The sequence below is a fragment of the Achromobacter sp. 01N37 genome (assembly GCF_056399725.1).
Map to the genome: position 1 here is coordinate 1 of NZ_JBFTRX010000023.1, position 16,341 is coordinate 16,341.

Annotated in this window: 18 protein-coding genes; 5 read left to right on the forward strand and 13 right to left on the reverse strand. The window is 64.7% G+C overall.

Annotated elements, in window-relative coordinates; translation table 11 throughout:
• Positions 1–284: 284 nt before the first annotated feature.
• Positions 285–1,238 (forward strand): LysR family transcriptional regulator, encoded by a 954-nt coding sequence (locus AC1DSJ_RS28690; protein ID WP_338060060.1) that lies wholly within the window; start codon positions 285–287, stop codon positions 1,236–1,238.
• Here AC1DSJ_RS28690 and AC1DSJ_RS28695 read toward each other — a convergent pair.
• From AC1DSJ_RS28695 to AC1DSJ_RS28725, 7 genes are all read right to left on the reverse strand, one after another.
• Positions 1,213–1,968, reverse strand: a complete 756-nt coding sequence (locus tag AC1DSJ_RS28695) for an SDR family oxidoreductase (RefSeq protein WP_054422747.1) — start codon at positions 1,966–1,968, stop codon at positions 1,213–1,215. The genes AC1DSJ_RS28690 and AC1DSJ_RS28695 overlap by 26 nt on opposite strands.
• Positions 1,969–1,977: 9 nt before the next feature.
• A complete protein-coding gene (locus tag AC1DSJ_RS28700) occupies positions 1,978–2,457 on the reverse strand; it encodes a carboxymuconolactone decarboxylase family protein (protein WP_441372680.1) in 480 nt (159 codons plus the stop codon).
• A 205-nt stretch (positions 2,458–2,662) separates the two neighbouring features.
• Positions 2,663–2,980 (reverse strand): NIPSNAP family protein, encoded by a 318-nt coding sequence (locus AC1DSJ_RS28705; protein WP_054422744.1) that lies wholly within the window; start codon positions 2,978–2,980, stop codon positions 2,663–2,665.
• Between the two features lie 35 nt (positions 2,981–3,015).
• Complete coding sequence (locus AC1DSJ_RS28710; protein ID WP_441372679.1) at positions 3,016–4,017, reverse strand: Bug family tripartite tricarboxylate transporter substrate binding protein; 1,002 nt, start codon at positions 4,015–4,017, stop codon at positions 3,016–3,018.
• 85 nt (positions 4,018–4,102) lie between these two features.
• Positions 4,103–5,788, reverse strand: coding sequence for a thiamine pyrophosphate-binding protein (locus tag AC1DSJ_RS28715; protein WP_441372678.1), 1,686 nt, complete (start codon positions 5,786–5,788; stop codon positions 4,103–4,105).
• A gap of 128 nt (positions 5,789–5,916) precedes the next feature.
• A complete protein-coding gene (locus tag AC1DSJ_RS28720) occupies positions 5,917–6,816 on the reverse strand; it encodes a helix-turn-helix domain-containing protein (protein ID WP_054422738.1) in 900 nt (299 codons plus the stop codon).
• 31 nt (positions 6,817–6,847) lie between these two features.
• Complete coding sequence (locus AC1DSJ_RS28725) at positions 6,848–8,131, reverse strand: XAC2610-related protein (protein WP_441372677.1); 1,284 nt, start codon at positions 8,129–8,131, stop codon at positions 6,848–6,850.
• Between the two features lie 165 nt (positions 8,132–8,296).
• Between AC1DSJ_RS28725 and AC1DSJ_RS28730 the strand changes: the two genes are divergently transcribed.
• Positions 8,297–8,698, forward strand: a complete 402-nt coding sequence (locus AC1DSJ_RS28730) for a hypothetical protein (protein ID WP_054423317.1) — start codon at positions 8,297–8,299, stop codon at positions 8,696–8,698.
• Here the strand turns inward: AC1DSJ_RS28730 and AC1DSJ_RS28735 are convergent, their stop codons facing one another.
• From AC1DSJ_RS28735 to AC1DSJ_RS28745, 3 genes are all read right to left on the reverse strand, one after another.
• Positions 8,699–9,307: a hypothetical protein gene (locus AC1DSJ_RS28735; protein WP_054422736.1), complete on the reverse strand. Its 609-nt coding sequence runs from the start codon at positions 9,305–9,307 to the stop codon at positions 8,699–8,701.
• Positions 9,308–9,358: 51 nt separating this feature from the next.
• Positions 9,359–9,760 carry a hypothetical protein gene (locus AC1DSJ_RS28740; protein WP_427946338.1) on the reverse strand — a complete coding sequence of 134 codons (402 nt, stop codon included), beginning with the start codon at positions 9,758–9,760 and terminating at the stop codon, positions 9,359–9,361.
• An 83-nt stretch (positions 9,761–9,843) separates the two neighbouring features.
• Positions 9,844–10,737, reverse strand: a complete 894-nt coding sequence (locus tag AC1DSJ_RS28745) for a LysR family transcriptional regulator (RefSeq protein WP_054423316.1) — start codon at positions 10,735–10,737, stop codon at positions 9,844–9,846.
• Positions 10,738–10,843: 106 nt separating this feature from the next.
• Here AC1DSJ_RS28745 and AC1DSJ_RS28750 point away from each other — a divergent pair, with 106 nt between their 5' ends.
• Positions 10,844–11,830: a TerC family protein gene (locus AC1DSJ_RS28750; RefSeq protein WP_175170124.1), complete on the forward strand. Its 987-nt coding sequence runs from the start codon at positions 10,844–10,846 to the stop codon at positions 11,828–11,830.
• A gap of 169 nt (positions 11,831–11,999) precedes the next feature.
• Complete coding sequence (gene tam, locus AC1DSJ_RS28755; protein ID WP_427946340.1) at positions 12,000–12,779, forward strand: trans-aconitate 2-methyltransferase; 780 nt, start codon at positions 12,000–12,002, stop codon at positions 12,777–12,779.
• Between the two features lie 28 nt (positions 12,780–12,807).
• On the opposite strand, the gene AC1DSJ_RS28760 is transcribed toward tam, so the two are convergent.
• Positions 12,808–13,608, reverse strand: coding sequence for an AraC family transcriptional regulator (locus tag AC1DSJ_RS28760; protein WP_427946343.1), 801 nt, complete (start codon positions 13,606–13,608; stop codon positions 12,808–12,810).
• Positions 13,609–13,712: 104 nt separating this feature from the next.
• Between AC1DSJ_RS28760 and AC1DSJ_RS28765 the strand changes: the two genes are divergently transcribed.
• Positions 13,713–14,921, forward strand: coding sequence for an MFS transporter (locus tag AC1DSJ_RS28765; RefSeq protein WP_441372676.1), 1,209 nt, complete (start codon positions 13,713–13,715; stop codon positions 14,919–14,921).
• Between the two features lie 12 nt (positions 14,922–14,933).
• On the opposite strand, the gene AC1DSJ_RS28770 is transcribed toward AC1DSJ_RS28765, so the two are convergent.
• Complete coding sequence (locus AC1DSJ_RS28770; RefSeq protein ID WP_175170121.1) at positions 14,934–15,266, reverse strand: protealysin inhibitor emfourin; 333 nt, start codon at positions 15,264–15,266, stop codon at positions 14,934–14,936.
• Positions 15,263–16,327 carry a M4 family metallopeptidase gene (locus AC1DSJ_RS28775; RefSeq protein WP_476760444.1) on the reverse strand — a complete coding sequence of 355 codons (1,065 nt, stop codon included), beginning with the start codon at positions 16,325–16,327 and terminating at the stop codon, positions 15,263–15,265. The genes AC1DSJ_RS28770 and AC1DSJ_RS28775 overlap by 4 nt, the downstream gene beginning before the upstream one ends.
• Positions 16,328–16,341 lie beyond the last annotated feature (14 nt).

Below are 16,341 nucleotides of genomic sequence, written 5' to 3' on the forward strand. Positions count from 1 at the left end.
CCCGTCCTCCGGCCCCCAGCCCCCAGCTCGCGACGCCTGGCCGCGCTTGCGCGGCAAGCGCGGCTTTTCTCCAGGGTCGCCACTTTTTTGCGTTCAATGTCACAGAATGGTCCGGTGCGCCGTCTTAACAGTAGGATCAACCTACTTGCGACGCCGCCCAAATGCCGCCACCCCTCTCCGACTCCCCCGCCATCCGCCCGGCCATCCCGGCCAATGGCCCGGCCGCCCCGGCCAATGGCCCGGATTCCCTGGCCGACAGCTTCGCCACCAGCTATGCAGGCGTCATGGCGTTCATCGCCGTCGCCGTGGAAGGCAACTTCGCCAAGGCCGGCGACCGGCTGGGCATCGGCCGGTCGGCCGTCAGCCGCAGTGTGCAAAAGCTGGAAGATCAACTGGGCATCCGGCTCTTCGTGCGCACGACGCGCAGCACGTCGTTGACTGCCGAGGGCCAACGTTTCTATGACGAGTGCCATCCGGGCGTGGGCCAGATCATCCGGGCGCTGGACGACATGCGCGACCTGCGTGAGGGGCCGCCCTCGGGGCAATTGCGCGTGTGCGCCACGGTGGGCTTCGGCCGCAAAGTTGTTGCGCCGCTGCTTCACGGATTCCGGCAGGCCTACCCGAACATCTCGGTCGAGCTGTTGCTTGACGATGGGCCAACCGACTTCACCACCGACCGCGTCGACGTGTCGTTCCGCAACGGCCGGATGGAAGACAGTCGCGTGATCGCCAAGAAGGTGATTCCGATGCCAATGATGTTGTGCGCGTCGCCCGCCTATGTGGCCAGGCACGGTCTGCCAGACAGCGTCGAAGCCATCGCCGGCCATCATGGCGTGAACTTTCTGTTCGCGTCGGGGCGAGTCTACGAATGGGAATTCAAGGTGGGCGGCCAGTTGCGCAAGGTGACGCCGCCCGCCATGCTGACGTTCAATGATGCCGATCTGGTGCTGCAATCGGTGCTGGACGGCCACGGCATTGCGCAAATGGCGGGCTACCAGGTCTGCGATCACTTGCGCGCGGGCAGCCTGGTCGCCTGCCTGCCGCAATACGCGCCGGATGACCGCGGACATTACCTGTGCTTCCTCAGCCGCGAACACTTGCCGGCGCGCATGCGCGTCTTCATCGACTACATGACTGACGGTATCCGTGCGCAGGACACGCAGATCAGTTCCTCGGCCACTGCCTTGGGCATGACGGGGCGCGTGCCTGACGCTACTTTTTTGCGCCCGACCGGCTGAACCAGGTTTCGAAGTTGATCTTGCCCAGCCACGGACCGGGGCCTGGCACTAGCGTGTCGTCGTCGAGCAAGGCGCCGAAATAACGGGCGCCGGGGTCTGCCCGCACGTTGCGCGCGTCGCCGGTTTTACGCAGGTAGCGCTGGGCCAGCTCGGCCAGGCGCACCCGTTCGGGACCGGCGATTTCCACCGTGCCGTTCACCGGCGCCGCCAGCGTGGCGTCAGCCATGGCCAGGGCCACGTCGTCGGACGCGATCGGCTGCACGAAGGCGGGTGACAGCAGCACGTCGTCGCCCTGCGTGCCCGATTGCACGATGCCGCCCAGGAATTCAAAGAACTGCGTGCTGTGGACGATGGTGTACGGAATGCCGGCCGCGACGATCAGCGCTTCCTGTGCGATCTTGCCGCGGAAGTATCCGCTTTCAGCCAGGCGGTGCGTGCCAACCACCGATAGCGCGACGTGGTGCCGCACGCCGGCCCGGGCTTCTGCCGCCAACAGATTGCGCCCCGAAACCTGAAAGAATTCCAGCACGGCCTTGTCTTCGAACGAGGGCGAGTTGGCCACGTCGACCACCGTGTCCACGCCCGCGAGCGCTTCATCCAGGCCTTCGCCGGTGATCGTATTGACGCCAGTGGCCGGCGACGCAGCCGTGGCGTCGTGGCCGCGCGCCGTGAGCAGCTTGACGAGTTTGGCGCCGATCAGGCCCGTCCCGCCGATAACCAGGATTTTCATGATGCGTCCTTAGTTGAACGTGGCCTTGTCCAGGCCGTACGCCTTGTCGGCCGATCCGGGGACGGTCCGGAATGCGACGTTCAGGCGATTCCAGCCATTGATCGCCATGACGGCGAAGCTGAGGTCCGAGATTTCCTTTTCGGATAGCTGGGTCCGGACGCGCTCATAGATGTCGTCGGGCACGCCCTGCGCGCCCAGGGTGGTCAGCGCCTCGGTCCACGCCAGGCAGGCGCGTTCGCGCGGCGAGAACTCGGTGGATTCACGCCAGATCGCAACATGGTGCAGGCGCAGTTCGCGTTCACCGTGGATCTTGGCCTGCTTCACATGCATGTCCAGGCAGAAGCCGCAGCCGTTGATCTGCGAGGCGCGGATCTCGACCAAGTCCAGGATGGGCTGCTCGATGGTGCCCGACTTCAAGAGCATGCCGAATTCGACGAATTTCTTGAACAGCTCGGGCGATTGCGCGAAAGCGTTTAGACGTTGACTCATGGTGACTCCCTCGATGGATTTGCGTGTCCCGGCAATGCTGGGCTGGGCGCGGCGCGTGTTTGAACAACGCCCAAATCGTAGGTGCGCAGGGAAATCAGGGGTAGGCCCGGCCAAGGGACCATGATGTTGCCGCATTGGCAACAATCGTCGGGAAGGCGTCGGCCCGCAGCGGTTCAAGCACGCTTTGCGCCGACGCGGATGGGCTTTACGGCCGGAAGAACGCCGTGGGCGTCATGAGCCGGTTTTCCTGGCGGATCAGATAGCCGGCGTCGGCGCTCTTGGTCAGGTAGGTGGCCCAGTCGGGGTCTTTCTGCAGCGCCTGGCGCTTGGCTTCGCGGTCGGCGGCGCTGTCATAGACCCAGATGTGCATGTAGCTGTTGACGTCGCCTGTCTCGGTCTGCATGTAGGCCAGGGGTTTGCCGAGGTGACGGCTTTGCACTTCATAGCCGTGCTCGGCATAAAGCGCCAGATGCTTCCGGATGGTGCCGGCGCGGCAGGTGTAGGTACGTACGTCGTAAAGCATGGGGTTTCCTTAATGAGTGTTGCGAAGGGGGATCGTCATTCGGCCGTGGCCCCGGACTGTTTCACCAGCACGCTCCAGCGCGCCACTTCCTGGTTCACGTATTGCTGGAAGGCGGCATGGCCGTCGCCGACGGGGTCGGCGCCCAGCCCTTTCAGCTTGTCCTGCACGGCGGGGTCGGCCACGCCCTGGGTGATGGCCTGCGACAGCTTTTCCACCACGGGCGCCGGCGTGGCCGCGGGCACGAAGAGGCCGAACCAGGAGCGGGCATTCATGGCCGGGTAAGACGTTTCGGAAAACGCCGGCACGTTGGGCAGAGAGGCGTGGCGCTGCTGGCCCGTGACGGCGATGGGCGTCAGGCGGCCGGCTTGCACCTGCGACAGCACTTCGGGCAGGTTCGCGAACATGATCTGGACTTGGCCGCCCATCAGGTCATTGAGCGCTTGCGAACCCCCTTTGTAGGGCACATGCGTCATCTGCGCGCCGGCCAGCGAATTGAACTGCGCGCCCGCCAGGTGCGATGCCGTACCGGTGCCGCCCGAGGCGTAGTTCACGCGGTTGCCGTTGGCCTTGGCGTACGCGGCCAGCTCTTCGGGCGTCTTGGCCGGCACCGACGGGTTCACCACCAGCAGCAAGGGCACCGACGCCAGGTTCGACAAGCCTGCGAAGTCGCTTGTCAGGCTGTAGTCCAGCTTGTGATACAGCGTGGAATTGATGGCGTGGCTGGACGTGGCCATCAGCAGGGTGTAGCCGTCGGGTTCAGCGCGCGCCGCCATGACGGCGCCGATGTTGCCGTTGGCGCCGGCTTTGTTCTCCACCACCACCGGCTGGCCCAGGCGGGTGGCCATGGATTGCGCCACGGTGCGCGCAATGACGTCGGTGGCGCCGCCCGCGGCGAAGGGCACGATGATGCGCAGGGGGCGTTCGGGATAGCTGGCGGTGGCGGCGGGCGATGCCGCGAACGATGTGGCGCTAAGGGTCGCGGTGGCCAGCATCGCGGCTGCGGCCAGCCGCCGCAGGGGCGGCAGGGGGGTATTCATAGTCTCTCTCCAGTATTGGATATTTTTTTATGTGGGCGCCGCGCGCCGTGCTTGCGGCTGGCGCGCGGCAGTCCGATCCTGGACTTCAGGATGCGGCAAGTTGCGCCTTTTCGCGCAAGCTGGTCAGGGTGGACCGAGGCGTGATCACCTCGGGGTCCAGGCTGAGTTCGATCAGATAGGGAGAACCGCTGTCCAGCGCCCGCGTCAAGGCGGGCGCGAAGCTCTCGTGGCTGTCGACCCGTTCGGCGGGCACGCCGAACGATTCCGCATAGGCCACGAAGTCGGGGTTGCAGAGGTCCGTGCCGATGGTCCGGCCCGGGTAGTTCACTTCCTGGTGCATGCGGATCGTGCCGTACATGCCGTTGTTGAACACGATGAAGACGATGGCCAGGCGGTGTTGTTTGACGGTGGCCAGTTCCTGCGACGTCATCAGGAAGCAGCCATCGCCGGCCAGGCAGACGACCTGCCGTTCGGGGTGGCGCAGCTTGGCCGCAATGGCGGCTGGCACGCCGTAGCCCATGGCGCCGCTGGTGGGCGCAAGCTGGGTGCGGGGATGGCTGAAACGGTAGTAGCGATGCGCCCAGGCGCTGTAGTTGCCCGCGCCGTTGGTGAGGATGGCGCGCGCATCCAGCGCCTCGCGCAGGGCGACGATGACACGTGCCGGGTCCATGCGCAGAGAGTTTGCGGGCGGTTCCGTGTAGCGCAGGTAGCTTTGCCGCAGCGCGTCGAGCCAGCCTCGCCACGGGGCCGCGTCCAGCGGAGCCTGTCCGGCGGCCGCATCCGCGAAGGCGTCCAGCCCCGACGGTATCTTCAAGGTGGGCTGATACACCCGGCCCAGCTCTTCCGGGCTGGCCAGCACATGGATCAACGTCTGCTTGGGCACGGGAGATTGCAGCAGCGTATAGCCGCCCGTCACCATTTCGCCCAGGCGCGCGCCCACCGCCAGGATCACGTCGGCGTTGCGCACGGCGTCGGCCAATTCCGGATTGATGCCGATGCCCACTTCGCCCACGTACTGCGGATGGTGATTGTCGTACAGGTCCTGGCGGCGGAACGAGCACGCCACGGGCAAGCCGTTCAAATTGGCAAAGCGGGCCAAGCTGTCCAGACCCGCGCCAGTCCAGCCCGAACCGCCCACGATCATCAGCGGCCGCCGCGCGCCGGCCAGCAGGGCGCGCATGCTGGCCATGGCATCGGGCGCCGGGTGCGCCTGCGGAAACTGGATCGTCCCGCAGTCCTGGGACGCGGCCAATTCGGTCAGCATGTCTTCGGGCAGCGCCAGCACCACCGGACCGGGCCGGCCTGACATCGCCACCGAGAAGGCGCGGTTCATGTATTCGGTGACACGCGCGGCGCTGTCGATCTGCGCCACCCATTTGGTGAACTGCCCAAACATGCGCCGGTAGTCGATTTCCTGGAACGCCTCGCGCTCCACCATGTCGTTGCCTACCTGGCCCACCAGCACGATCAGCGGCGTGGAATCCTGGAACGCCGTCTGTACGCCGATGCTGGCATTGGTGGCGCCGGGGCCGCGCGTGACCATGCAGATGCCAGGCCGGCCCGTCAGCTTGCCGTGCGCTTCGGCCATGAATGACGCTGCGCCTTCGTGGCGGCAGGACACCAGGCGGATTCGCTCGCGTTCCGTGTACAGCGCGTTCAGCACGTCCAGATAGCTTTCGCCAGGAACGCCGAATACGGTGTCCACGCCGTGTTCCAGCAGCGCGCGCACCACATGTTGGCCGCCCGTCATCAATGTTGGAGTGTCGTTCATCGCAGTTTCAATCAGGCCGCAAAGCGGCGGGTTGGGTCTGGATGAACTTTACGCAGCCCAATGCCGGGCACGTTAGGACAGATCAGAGCTTGTCTTGCACTTTTCCGCGGATACGCCCGGCGCGGCCGTTAGCCGATGGGTCGGTCGTACTTCTTGCGGAAATCGCCGGCGGTGCAGCCGGTGTGCTTCTTGAAGAAGCGAGCAAAGTAGGAGGGGTCTTCGAAGTTCAGTTGGAATGCGATTTCGGCGATGCTCAAGCCCGTATTGCTCAGCAGGCGTTTGGCCTCGAGCGCTATGCGCTCTTGCACCAGCTGGCTGGCGGTGCGCCCCATGCTGCGCTTGACGGCCTCGTTGAGCTGGCGTTCGCTTACGCATAGCGCGTCGGCGTATTGGCGGATGGCGCCGAACGTCAGATAGTGTTCCTCGATCAGCATGGTGAACCGCTTGGCCAGCGAATAGCTGGGGCCGGCGGCGGTCTCGCGCTCGTCGGCCGGGTAAAGGCGCCGCAGCTGCGTCAGCAGGATCAGCAGGTAAGAGCGGACCACGTCGAAGCGCCCGGTCTGGCGGTGGCGCGTTTCGCGTTCGATTTCATTAAGCAGCGGCAGCATGCCGTCGTGCTGCTCGCGTGACAGATAAATGGCGGGCGTGCCGCCCGCCAGGTGGAAGAAGGGAAACTTGGCGATGTCGTCCGCGCGCGGGAACATATGCGCGAAGAAATCCGTGCTGATGTTCAGCACGTAGCCGCGCGGCTTCACGGAAGACGTCCAGGCGTGGATCTGGCCGGGCGACAGGAAGAACACTGAGTGGTCGCGCACCTCGTGCTGCTCGAAATCCAGCATGTGGGTGCCGCTGGCCTCGCTCATCCAGAGCAGGTGGTAGTAGCTGTGCCGGTGCAGAAAGCCGCGCGGAATATCGTCGCGATCTTGCAGGCGCACGAGATCGAAATAGAACGAACCCTCGCCCGAAAAATCGGTGGATTCCAAGGTGGGAAACGGTTCCGGGTAGGACGTATGCGTGCCTGCGGACAAGCTGGAGTCTCCTTGACGGCGCGCGGGGCGCTTATTGCGGCGCAGGCGGCCGTTTCGGCAGAGGATAGTCGAACGTGATGTCGTTCGAGACGATCGGCTGGGCAAGATTGCCGGGGTCGGTCAGCACGGCCGCCGCGCGGTATTTGCCGGGCGCAAGCGCAGGCAGGAACGGAACGTTGCTGTAGCCGTTGTCGTTCACCAGGTAGGCTGGCTTGCCGTTTTCGCCCGTGGCCCAGACGATCGGGTCGCGGGCAAAGCCCAGCGGGTTGGCCGGGTGCAGGGTGTCGCCCTCGCGTTGGTATAGCGGGTGCACGATGCGGTCGCCCTGCGCATTGGTCAGCAGCAACCAGATGCGCGGCGCGTTCAGGGCGACGGGGGCGTCACCGTTGTTGGCCACGCTCACCATGAACAGGCCGCCGTCTTCGCTCTTCCAGTCGGCCAGCGTGTCGGCAAGATCCAGCGCCAGGCCGCCTGGGGAAGATGGCGCCGCAAGCTGATGCTTGTCCACGCGCAGGTCGCCATAGCGCACCCATTTCAGTACGTCGCCCGCCGTCTTGCTGGCGTAGCGCACTTGCAGCCAGTCGGGCGCACGGATGGCCACGACTTCCAGGTGTTCGCCTTCGGCGGCAGTCATGGCGGGCCGGGCGTTGACGTCGGGCGTGTCGTACAAGTCCAGCTTGCTGACCGGCACGGTGCCGCCTTCCAGCGGCGAGCCTTCGCCTTCGATCTCGATGCGTGCGGTGGAACCGTCTTCATTGAAGCGGTAAGTGAGTTCGGCGGCTTCGCTCTCCAGACCGAACAGCGCTTGGGTGGTCCATGACGTGGCGCGCACCGTGCCGTTAGGACGCAACACGTATTCCTCGAAGCCATTGCTGGCGGCTCCATAGCGACACGCCACGTGGATCACGGCCTGCTTGTCGTCGATCACCGGGTTCACGAAGCCCCGGCAAGGGCTCGTCGGGTCGGGATGCGCAATTTCCTGGAAGGTGCCGCTGTCGGGCCGATACAGGAACAGGCGGGCGAAGATTTGCGTGCTGCCGCCGCTTTGCCCCAGCACCAGGTCGCGGTAACCGTCGTGGTTGATGTCCACGGATTGCATCTGGTCGACGGCCTCGTCGAAGCTGCCCAGCGTTTGATCGGGGCCATTGCCCACGCGCACGGTGGCGTGTGGCGCGTCGCCGCCGCTGATCTTGACGACCGCCGACAGGCCGGCCTTGATGGGGTAGGGAAACTCGCGCGGGGCAGATTGGGCAAGCGCGACCTGGCTTGCTGCGCCCAGCGCGGCCAGAGCGGCCGCAAGCAAAATTCGTTTCACCCGCTTCTCCCACGCTTCGATTTGAGTGGGGCAATATACCGCAGCCCATTGCGGGAAAACGAGTAGTGCTTGGCGCGGGGCGGGCCGGCATCCTGAGTAGAATTGATCGTTGGCTGTTGTCCACGCTTATCGAATTTGCGCCGAGCCTTTGCGCGTCAGTCCGCCATGAACCTTCCCTTTCCTATTCGCCAAGAATGTCCGCCGGGCGCCTGTCTGTGCGACCGCGACCGGCTGCTGGCTGATCCGGCGGCCGACGTGCGCATCCTGCGGCTGACGAAGGAAGAGGAAAAGCGCCTGGTCGCGCGGCTGGAAAACATCCGCAGCCTGGAAGACCTGCGCGCCATGCAGGGCCGTATTCAAGATCAGCTGGGTATCGTGATTGTGATTACGCCCAGCGACAACGAGGTGCGCACGTCGCGCGGGATTTCAATTCAGCTGGAAGAGGCGCCCGGCCTGTGCCGCAAGACGCGCACCGCGCTGCCCGCCGCCATTCGGCGCGGCTTCGATAACACCCCGGAAATTGTCTACGCGCTGTTGAACGAACGCGACCTGCTGAGCGGTACCTGATCAGGACGTCTTGCCGGGTTCGCGGCACGGCACAAGCGGTGTGACGGCGGTGGGTGTACGGCCCGCTTCGGGCCGGGTCGCCAGTTTTTTGGCCCCGCGCACGGGGTAGCTCAGCAAGACGGCGGCGCCGGTTTCCAGCTTGGGAGACGTGGCCGATCCATAAGCCACCGTCCAGCCGCGCACAGCCAGCGGCGCCAGCGTGTATTGCAGGGTCGTGCCGTGCGTCACATGCGCGACCTTGCCGGCGAACAGTTCCTGCTGAGGGGTTTCCGTGCCGTCCACGACGGCGTAGGTGACGATGCGGTCCAACGCGGCCGATTCCTCGTGCCGCGCCAGGATGGCGGTTTTGTATTTGCCGTGGGGGATGTCCGTCAGGCTGACGGTGAGCGTATCGGTCGCCTGGCCTGCGGTGTCCAGGCGGACACCCATGACGTCGACGCGGGCAAGTGTGGCCTCGCCCGTGTTGCGCACCCGCACGCTGTACTGCCCCGATGTGCCCGTGACCGTGCAGACTTCCACGCCGGAAGCGCTGGGGGAAGCCTGCGCAGGCCCTGCGGATAGCAGGGCCGCCAAAGACAAGGTCAGGGCAGGGACAGTTCGGGTGGGCACGGCACGCTCCTCTTGGGAGGCAGCGTGCCGGGTGGCGCGTTGCCTGCGTTATTACACCACTTGGCGGGATTGGGCCGCAGCGGCCTGCTCGCGCTTGCCGTTCAGCCAGTTCAGGATCAGCGCCAGCACCAGCAGGCCGGCGATGACAAAGCCCCAGACGATCCAGCCCAGCACCGAGATCAGTGTGCCCAGGCCACCCGCGAACGGCAGGACCTGGTTCAGGCTTTGGGCGGCCCACACCAGAGCGCCTTGCAAACCTTGCAGCCAGGCCGGGTCGAACCAGCCTGCGGCCCACGCGGGCGCGACCCATTGGGACGTGTCCAGCGCAGCGCCCGGCACCTGCGCCGTGGAGATGGTTGACAGGACCCAGTTGGTCAGTTGCAGCGTCAGCGCCACCAGCCCGGTCCAGAGTGCAGCAAGCACGGCGAAAGCGAGCCAGATGAATTTTTTCATTGCAGTGGTACTCCGAGATTCAAAAGAGGGTCCACGATAAAGCGGATTCTATTTCCGAAAAACCAGAGTGGGTGTGACAAACATTAAGAAAAAACCGAAGTCTTAGCGTGGGCGAGGATGGTTTGGACCAAGGGATGGTGCTGGCCGCGGCGGTTGCGGATGGCGTGAATCTCTTCTTGCACGTCGTCGCACCGAGCCAGCGGACGCAAACCGCGCAGCAGGCCGATATCGTCGCCGCCCAGCCGGCTAAGCGGGAAAACGCCCAGTCCGCGCGCGGCAAATACCGACATCAGCGCGCTGTCTTCGAATTCTCCCACCACATTGGGCAGCACGCCGCGTTCGTTGAACCAACGGTCCAGCGTCTGGCGCAGCACCGAGTGCCCGGTGGGCAACAACACGGGCAGGCGCTCCAGGCAGCGCGGGAAGTCCTGCGTGTCGGACTTGCGCACGAGCTTGGCAGGGCCGTACCAGTCCACGGGGGACGACACCAGCCGGTCGCTAGTTAAGCGCAGGTTGGGGTTGGCGGGCGCGCCCTGGCCAGCCAGCACCAAGTCCAGGTGGTGCTGGGCCAACTCGCCCAGCAGTTCTTCCACTTCGCCTTCATGGCAGGTCAGGCGCAGGTCGGGGGTGTCGAGCACCGGCCCCAGCAGCGCGTGCGCGGCCAGCTTGGATATCCCGTCCGACAAGCCCACCGACAGCCGGATGACCGGTTTCGTGGCCGCCGCGCGCACTTCCTGCGGCAGCGTGTGGCCGATCTGAAATATTTCTTCGGCGCGCGCAAAGGCCGCCTTGCCGGCATCCGTCAGCGCCACGCCCCGGCCCGCCGGCTTGAGCAGTTGATGGCCCAGGTTTTTTTCCAATTCACGCACTTGCGCGCTGATGGTCTGGATGGCCATGTCCAGCCGTTCAGCGGCCCGGGAAAAGCCGCCTTCCTTGGCGACCATCCAGAAGTAATACAGGTGTCGGTAGTTCAGCACGATGGGGCTCACTTCGGTTTTTCCGAACCTTAACTCACTTTCAGGCTGATTTCTCGGTTAGCCCAAGATCCGGATGATGGGCACCTTCGAACACAGCGGGGCATTCATGGACACTTTGATCACCTTCTTCATGGCCGATTTTCTGGGGACACCGACCTGGAGTTGGCTGCTATTCATCGGCATCGTCGTGAGCTTGCTGGTCTTTGACCTGGGCGTGCTGCACAAGGAAGACCGCGAAATCGGCGTGCGCGAAAGCCTGCTGCTGTCTGCCGGTTACATCAGCGCCGCGCTCTTGTTCGGCGCCTGGGTCTGGTGGCAGCTGGGCGCCACGAGCGGCATGGCGTACTACACCGGCTTCATGATTGAAAAATCGCTGTCGATGGACAACGTTTTCGTGATTGCGCTGATCTTCAGCTTCTTCGCGATTCCGCGTCAGTACCAGCATCGCGTGTTGTTCTGGGGCATCCTGGGCGTGATCGTGCTGCGCGCCATCATGATTGGTTTGGGCGCTGCGCTGGTTAGCAACTTCGGCTGGCTGCTGTATCTGTTTGGCGCGTTCCTGGTGTTCACGGGCATCAAGATGTGGATGATTGCCGACCAAACGCCGGATATCGCCACCAACCCGATCCTGAAGTTCCTGAAGCGCCATATGCGTGTGACGGAAGGCCTGCGCGGTAACGCGTTCGTAGTGACCGAGACCGACCCGGCCACGTCGAAGAAGGTGCGTTTTGCGACGCCGCTGCTGCTGGCCCTGGTGCTGATCGAGTTTGTGGACCTGGTGTTTGCGGTGGACTCCGTGCCGGCCATCTTCGCCATCACGACCGACCCGTTCATCGTCTACACCAGCAACATCTTCGCCATCCTGGGTTTGCGTGCGCTGTACTTTGCCCTGGCTGCCATGATTCACCGCTTCCATTACCTGAAGTACGCCCTGGCGCTTGTCCTGGTGTTCATCGGTACGAAGATTTTCCTGGTGGGCTTTATCGGCAAGGTGCCTGCCGTGATCTCGTTGGGCGTGACGTTCAGCTTGATCCTGGGCGGGGTGTTGTTCTCGCTGTGGAAAACCCGCTCGGCGGAACTGAAGACCCAGTAATCCTGCTTGAACTTGCAACCCGAAACCCGCCGGCTTGGCCCCGGCGGGTTTTTTCTTTCCGTGAAAGACATATTTATTGAATATGAATAGGCACCTATTTCTATATTTGTAATATGGATAAGCCAGGCGTAGAGTTCAGCCGTACATCGTCGTCCGGCAAGGAGCCGTCATGAGCAACAACAGTTGGTCCGCCAAGCAATACTCCGCTTTTGAAAACGAACGCACCCGGCCGGTGCGCGATCTGGTGGCGGCCGTGCCGAATGACGCGGTCAAGGTTGCGGTGGACCTGGGGTGTGGCCCGGGCAATTCCACTGAGGTGCTGGCCAGCCGCTACCCGGACGCGAAGGTCACGGGTATGGACAGCTCGGAAGACATGGTCCTGGCCGCCCGCAAGCGCCTGCCCGCGCTGGAGTTCGAACTGGCCGATATCGCCACCTGGAATCCGCCGCAACAATACGACGTGATTCTGGCGAACGCCGCGTTGCAATGGGTGCCTGACCACGCCACGCTGTATCCCCGGCTGGTCAGCAAGCTGACGCCGGGCGGCATCCTGGCCGTACAAACGCCCGACAACATGGAAGAACCCGCGCATCGCCTCGCACGCCAGGTGGCTGGTGAAGCGCCGTGGGCCGCGAAAACGGGCGGCGTGAAGCACCCGCCGCGCCACAGCGCCGCCTGGTACTACGAGCTGCTGAAGCCGCATTGCGGCGTGCTGGACGTGTGGCGCACCACGTATCACCACCCGCTGGCGGGCGCTGCGGCCGTCGTTGAATGGTTCAAGGGCACCGCCCTGCGGCCATACCTGGACACGCTGGACACCGCCGAGCAGGCCAGCTTTCTGGCGCGCTATCAGGCGTTGATCGCCGAGGCCTATCCGGCGTTGGCCGACGGCACGGTGCTGCTGCCATTCCCGCGCCTGTTCATCGTGGCGGGGCCGAAGCAGGCGTAAGTGCGCTGCGCAACGTGGGCAGAGGCCGTCAAGCCGGCGGCCCTTCGGACTTGTCAGCGAAGTATCGCGCCGGCGTCTTGCCCAGCGTCTTCTTGAACATCGTGATGAAGGCGCTGACGGATTCATAGCCCAGGTCGTCGGCGGTGCGCTGCACCGACACGCCCGCCGACAAGCGCTGCAAGGCCAGGATCAGGTGCAACTGCTGGCGCCAGCGTCCGAAGCTCATGCCGACTTCCTGCTGCACCAGCCGCGCCAGCGTGCGTTCGCTCATTGCGACGCGCTTGCCCCATTGCGCCACCGTGCTGCGGTCGGCGGGGTCGGCGTTCAACGCGCTGGCGATTTCGCGCAGGCGGGGGTGATCGGAAAGCGGCAGATGCAGATGTTCGGCGGGCATGCGCCGCAATTGTTCGATCAGCACATCGGCCAGCTGGCGGTTGGCGGGCGTTTCCATGTCGGGTTCAGACAACGCGGACAAGTGCACGATCAGCTCGCGCACCAGCGGCGTGATCGTCAGCGTGCAGCAGTGGTCCGGCAGGCCGGCCACGTCGGCCGGCACAAACAGAAAGCACACGCTGGCATTGGCGGTGACGCGATTGCTGTGCGGCATGCCGCCCGGAATCCACACGCCACATTGCGGCGGCACCATCCACAACCCTTGCGGCACCGAGCACGTCACGCCGCCGCGCAGCGCCAGCACCAGCTGACCCATGTTGTGGTGATGCGTGGGGGATTCGTTGTCCCGATCCGCCGCATTCACCGGCATGGCGAAGGTGCGCTGCGTGGGGGAATCGGTATTGAAAGGAGTGGACGGGATGGGGTTCAGGCGCATCGGAAGCCGCGCGTAGTGAGCCACGCTTAGGGTTGGCAGGATTTAAGGATAGTTTGTCATTGTCTCGAAATTCGGTAAAGCCGCGCGTGGGTAAGCTGGGCGGCATGACTCGAAATCCCTCTCCCTCTTTACGTTCCGGCAGCCGGCTGGTGTGGCTCCTGCTGGGCATTCTTTGCATCGCGATGGCGTTGCGCGCGCCGGTGACAGGCGTGGCGCCGCTGATCAGTATGATCCGCGAACAGCTCGGCCTGTCTTCGACGGCGGCCGGCATGTTGATTACCTTGCCGCTGTTGGCGTTTGCGGTGGTCTCGCTGTTTGCTGCGGGGCTTGCGCGCCGCTTCGGGCTGGAGCGCACCTTGTTCGGCGCGCTGCTGCTGATTGCCGCTGGCATCGTTGTGCGCATACAGGGCGCGGCGTGGGGCTTGTATGCGGGCACGGCGATCATCGGTGCGGGCATCGCCATTGGCAACGTGTTGCTGCCCAGCCTGGTCAAGCGCGATTTTCCGCAACGCGTGGCCGGCATGACGTCGGCCTATGTGTTGACGATGGGCATCGCGGCGGGCGTGGCGTCGGCTATCGCGATTCCGCTGGCCAATTTGTCGGCGGACGGCTGGCGCTTTTCAACGCTGTGCTTGTTGGTGGTGCCGGTAGTAAGCATGCTGCTGTGGCTGCCGCAGCTGGCGCAGCACACGGCGCCTGCGTCCACCACCACGCACGCGCCGCACGGCGGCCGTCTGTGGCATTCGCCGCTGGCGTGGCAGGTGACCTTGTTCCTGGGCATCAACTCGTTTGTGTTCTATGTGGGCGTGAGCTGGCTGCCTGCCATTTTGCGCGACGCGGGCTATTCGGCGGAACGCGCGGGGTCGCTGCATGGGCTGCTGCAATTGATGTCGGCGGGTCCGGCGCTGTTTATGGCGCCCGTGGTGCGCCGCATGAAGGATCAGCGCGGTGCGGCGTTCTGCTCGGCCGCGGCGTCAGTCGTTGCATTCACCGGCTTGATCGTGGCGCCCGGCTGGGCCACGTTGTGGATCGTGCTGCTGGGCTTGGGCACGGGCGGCGGCATCATTCTGGGCTTGGCGTTTGTGGGTCTGCGCGCCAGCCATGCGCAACAGGCGGCCGCGTTATCGGGCATGGCGCAATGCGTCGGCTATCTGTTCGCCGCCACGGGCCCCGCGCTGGTGGGGGCCATGCACGACCGTCTGGGCGGTTGGGGCGTGGCGTTGGGCGTGTGCGCGGCCTTGTGCGTGGCGATGGCCATCATCGGCCTGTACGCGGGCCGCGCGATTCAGATCGGCGGGTTCCGCGCGCATTGATGCGGGCGGTGATTACGGCCCCGGCTCCGCATGCGCCTTCCATAGCTGTACCAGCGTGTCGGGCGCATCGGCTTCAGGTACATCGAAACTGATGGCCGTTCCTTCGTCGCGGTCCATCACGATCTCGATATGAAAGTAGCGCTGGTCGCCGCCTGCCTGCCCGCATTCAGGCACCGCCAACGGGGCTGCGCGTTGCAGCACATCGCACACTTCCTGGCGCACGCCGGGCGGGCAGGTGGCCAGATTGATGCTGCGCGGCTGCGTCAGGCCAGGCAGATACGCCACGCCGCCTTCGCGTGTCAGCCGCACCAGCAGCGCAAGATCCAAGGAGGGCAGTTCGATCATGTCAGGACTCCTACGGCGGCCCAGGCTTGTTTGACCGCGCGCTGCATGGCGGCGTCAAAGCGTTCGGTGGCCACGGTGACGGTCAGCGCGGCGAAGGTCTTGAAGTCGGCGTCGTGACGCAGCCGCTTGTCGCACAAGGTGTCGTACCAGACGCGCCCCGCGCTTTTCCACGCAGGGCCGTCCAGCGTTGTGGCGGCCAGGAAAAATGCGCGGTTGGGGATGCCGGAATTGATGTGGACGCCGCCGTTATCGCGTGGCGTGTCGACGTAGTCGCGCATGTGCGCGGGCTGCGGGTCTTTACCCAGCACCGGGTCGTCATACGCGCTGCCGGGTTCTGACATGGAGCGCAGCGCGCGAGCGCTGACTTTTTCTGTGAAGAGCCCCGCGCCCACCAGCCAGTCTGCCTGGCGCGCGGATTGCCCCAGGGAATATTGCTTGACCAGTGCGCCAAAGACATCGCACAGCGATTCGTTCAGCGCGCCAGATTGGCCTTGGTAGAGCAAGGCGGCTTCGGCGTCGATGACGCCGTGCGTGAGTTCGTGGCCGATGATGTCCACCGCAACGGTGAAGCGGTTGAACACTTCACCGTCGCCATCGCCAAACACCATCTGCGCGCCGTTCCAGAACGCGTTGTCGTAGTCATCGCCGTAATGCACGGTGCCCACCAGCGGCAGGCCGTGGCCGTCGATGGAATGGCGTTTGTAGATGTCCCAGAAAAGCTTGYAAGTAGCGCCCAGATGCGCATAGGCCTCGTCTACCGCAACGTCGCCGCTGGCGGGGCGGCCTTCGGCGCGGATCAGTGTGCCGGGCAGCGTGGTGCTGTTGTTTGCATCGTGGACGGCGCGCTGCGGCGTGCCTGGGGGCGAGGGCGGAGTCGTGGGCGCGAGCGTTGCACGCGGCGGCTGCGTGGCCATTTCGCGCAGGCCGCGCTGTTGCTGGTCAATGATCAAGGTCTTGACGGCGGGCATGCTGACACGGGCGTCGGTATGCTGCGCCAGGCGGTCCAGCACATACGGGGGGATCACGCCGATCAAGGGGGTGGACTCGGAAGGACGTGGCATTCGGGTCTCCGTCT

Coding starts and splice junctions, on each gene's coding strand:
- AC1DSJ_RS28690 (WP_338060060.1), top strand. CDS start 285: ATGGCGTTCATCGCCGTCGCCGTGGAAGGCAACTTCGCCAAGGCCGGC.
- AC1DSJ_RS28695 (WP_054422747.1), bottom strand. CDS start 1,968: ATGAAAATCCTGGTTATCGGCGGGACGGGCCTGATCGGCGCCAAACTC.
- AC1DSJ_RS28700 (WP_441372680.1), bottom strand. CDS start 2,457: ATGAGTCAACGTCTAAACGCTTTCGCGCAATCGCCCGAGCTGTTCAAG.
- AC1DSJ_RS28705 (WP_054422744.1), bottom strand. CDS start 2,980: ATGCTTTACGACGTACGTACCTACACCTGCCGCGCCGGCACCATCCGG.
- AC1DSJ_RS28710 (WP_441372679.1), bottom strand. CDS start 4,017: ATGAATACCCCCCTGCCGCCCCTGCGGCGGCTGGCCGCAGCCGCGATG.
- AC1DSJ_RS28715 (WP_441372678.1), bottom strand. CDS start 5,788: ATGAACGACACTCCAACATTGATGACGGGCGGCCAACATGTGGTGCGC.
- AC1DSJ_RS28730 (WP_054423317.1), top strand. CDS start 8,297: ATGAACCTTCCCTTTCCTATTCGCCAAGAATGTCCGCCGGGCGCCTGT.
- AC1DSJ_RS28740 (WP_427946338.1), bottom strand. CDS start 9,760: ATGAAAAAATTCATCTGGCTCGCTTTCGCCGTGCTTGCTGCACTCTGG.
- AC1DSJ_RS28750 (WP_175170124.1), top strand. CDS start 10,844: ATGGACACTTTGATCACCTTCTTCATGGCCGATTTTCTGGGGACACCG.
- tam (WP_427946340.1), top strand. CDS start 12,000: ATGAGCAACAACAGTTGGTCCGCCAAGCAATACTCCGCTTTTGAAAAC.
- AC1DSJ_RS28760 (WP_427946343.1), bottom strand. CDS start 13,608: ATGCGCCTGAACCCCATCCCGTCCACTCCTTTCAATACCGATTCCCCC.
- AC1DSJ_RS28765 (WP_441372676.1), top strand. CDS start 13,713: ATGACTCGAAATCCCTCTCCCTCTTTACGTTCCGGCAGCCGGCTGGTG.
- AC1DSJ_RS28770 (WP_175170121.1), bottom strand. CDS start 15,266: ATGATCGAACTGCCCTCCTTGGATCTTGCGCTGCTGGTGCGGCTGACA.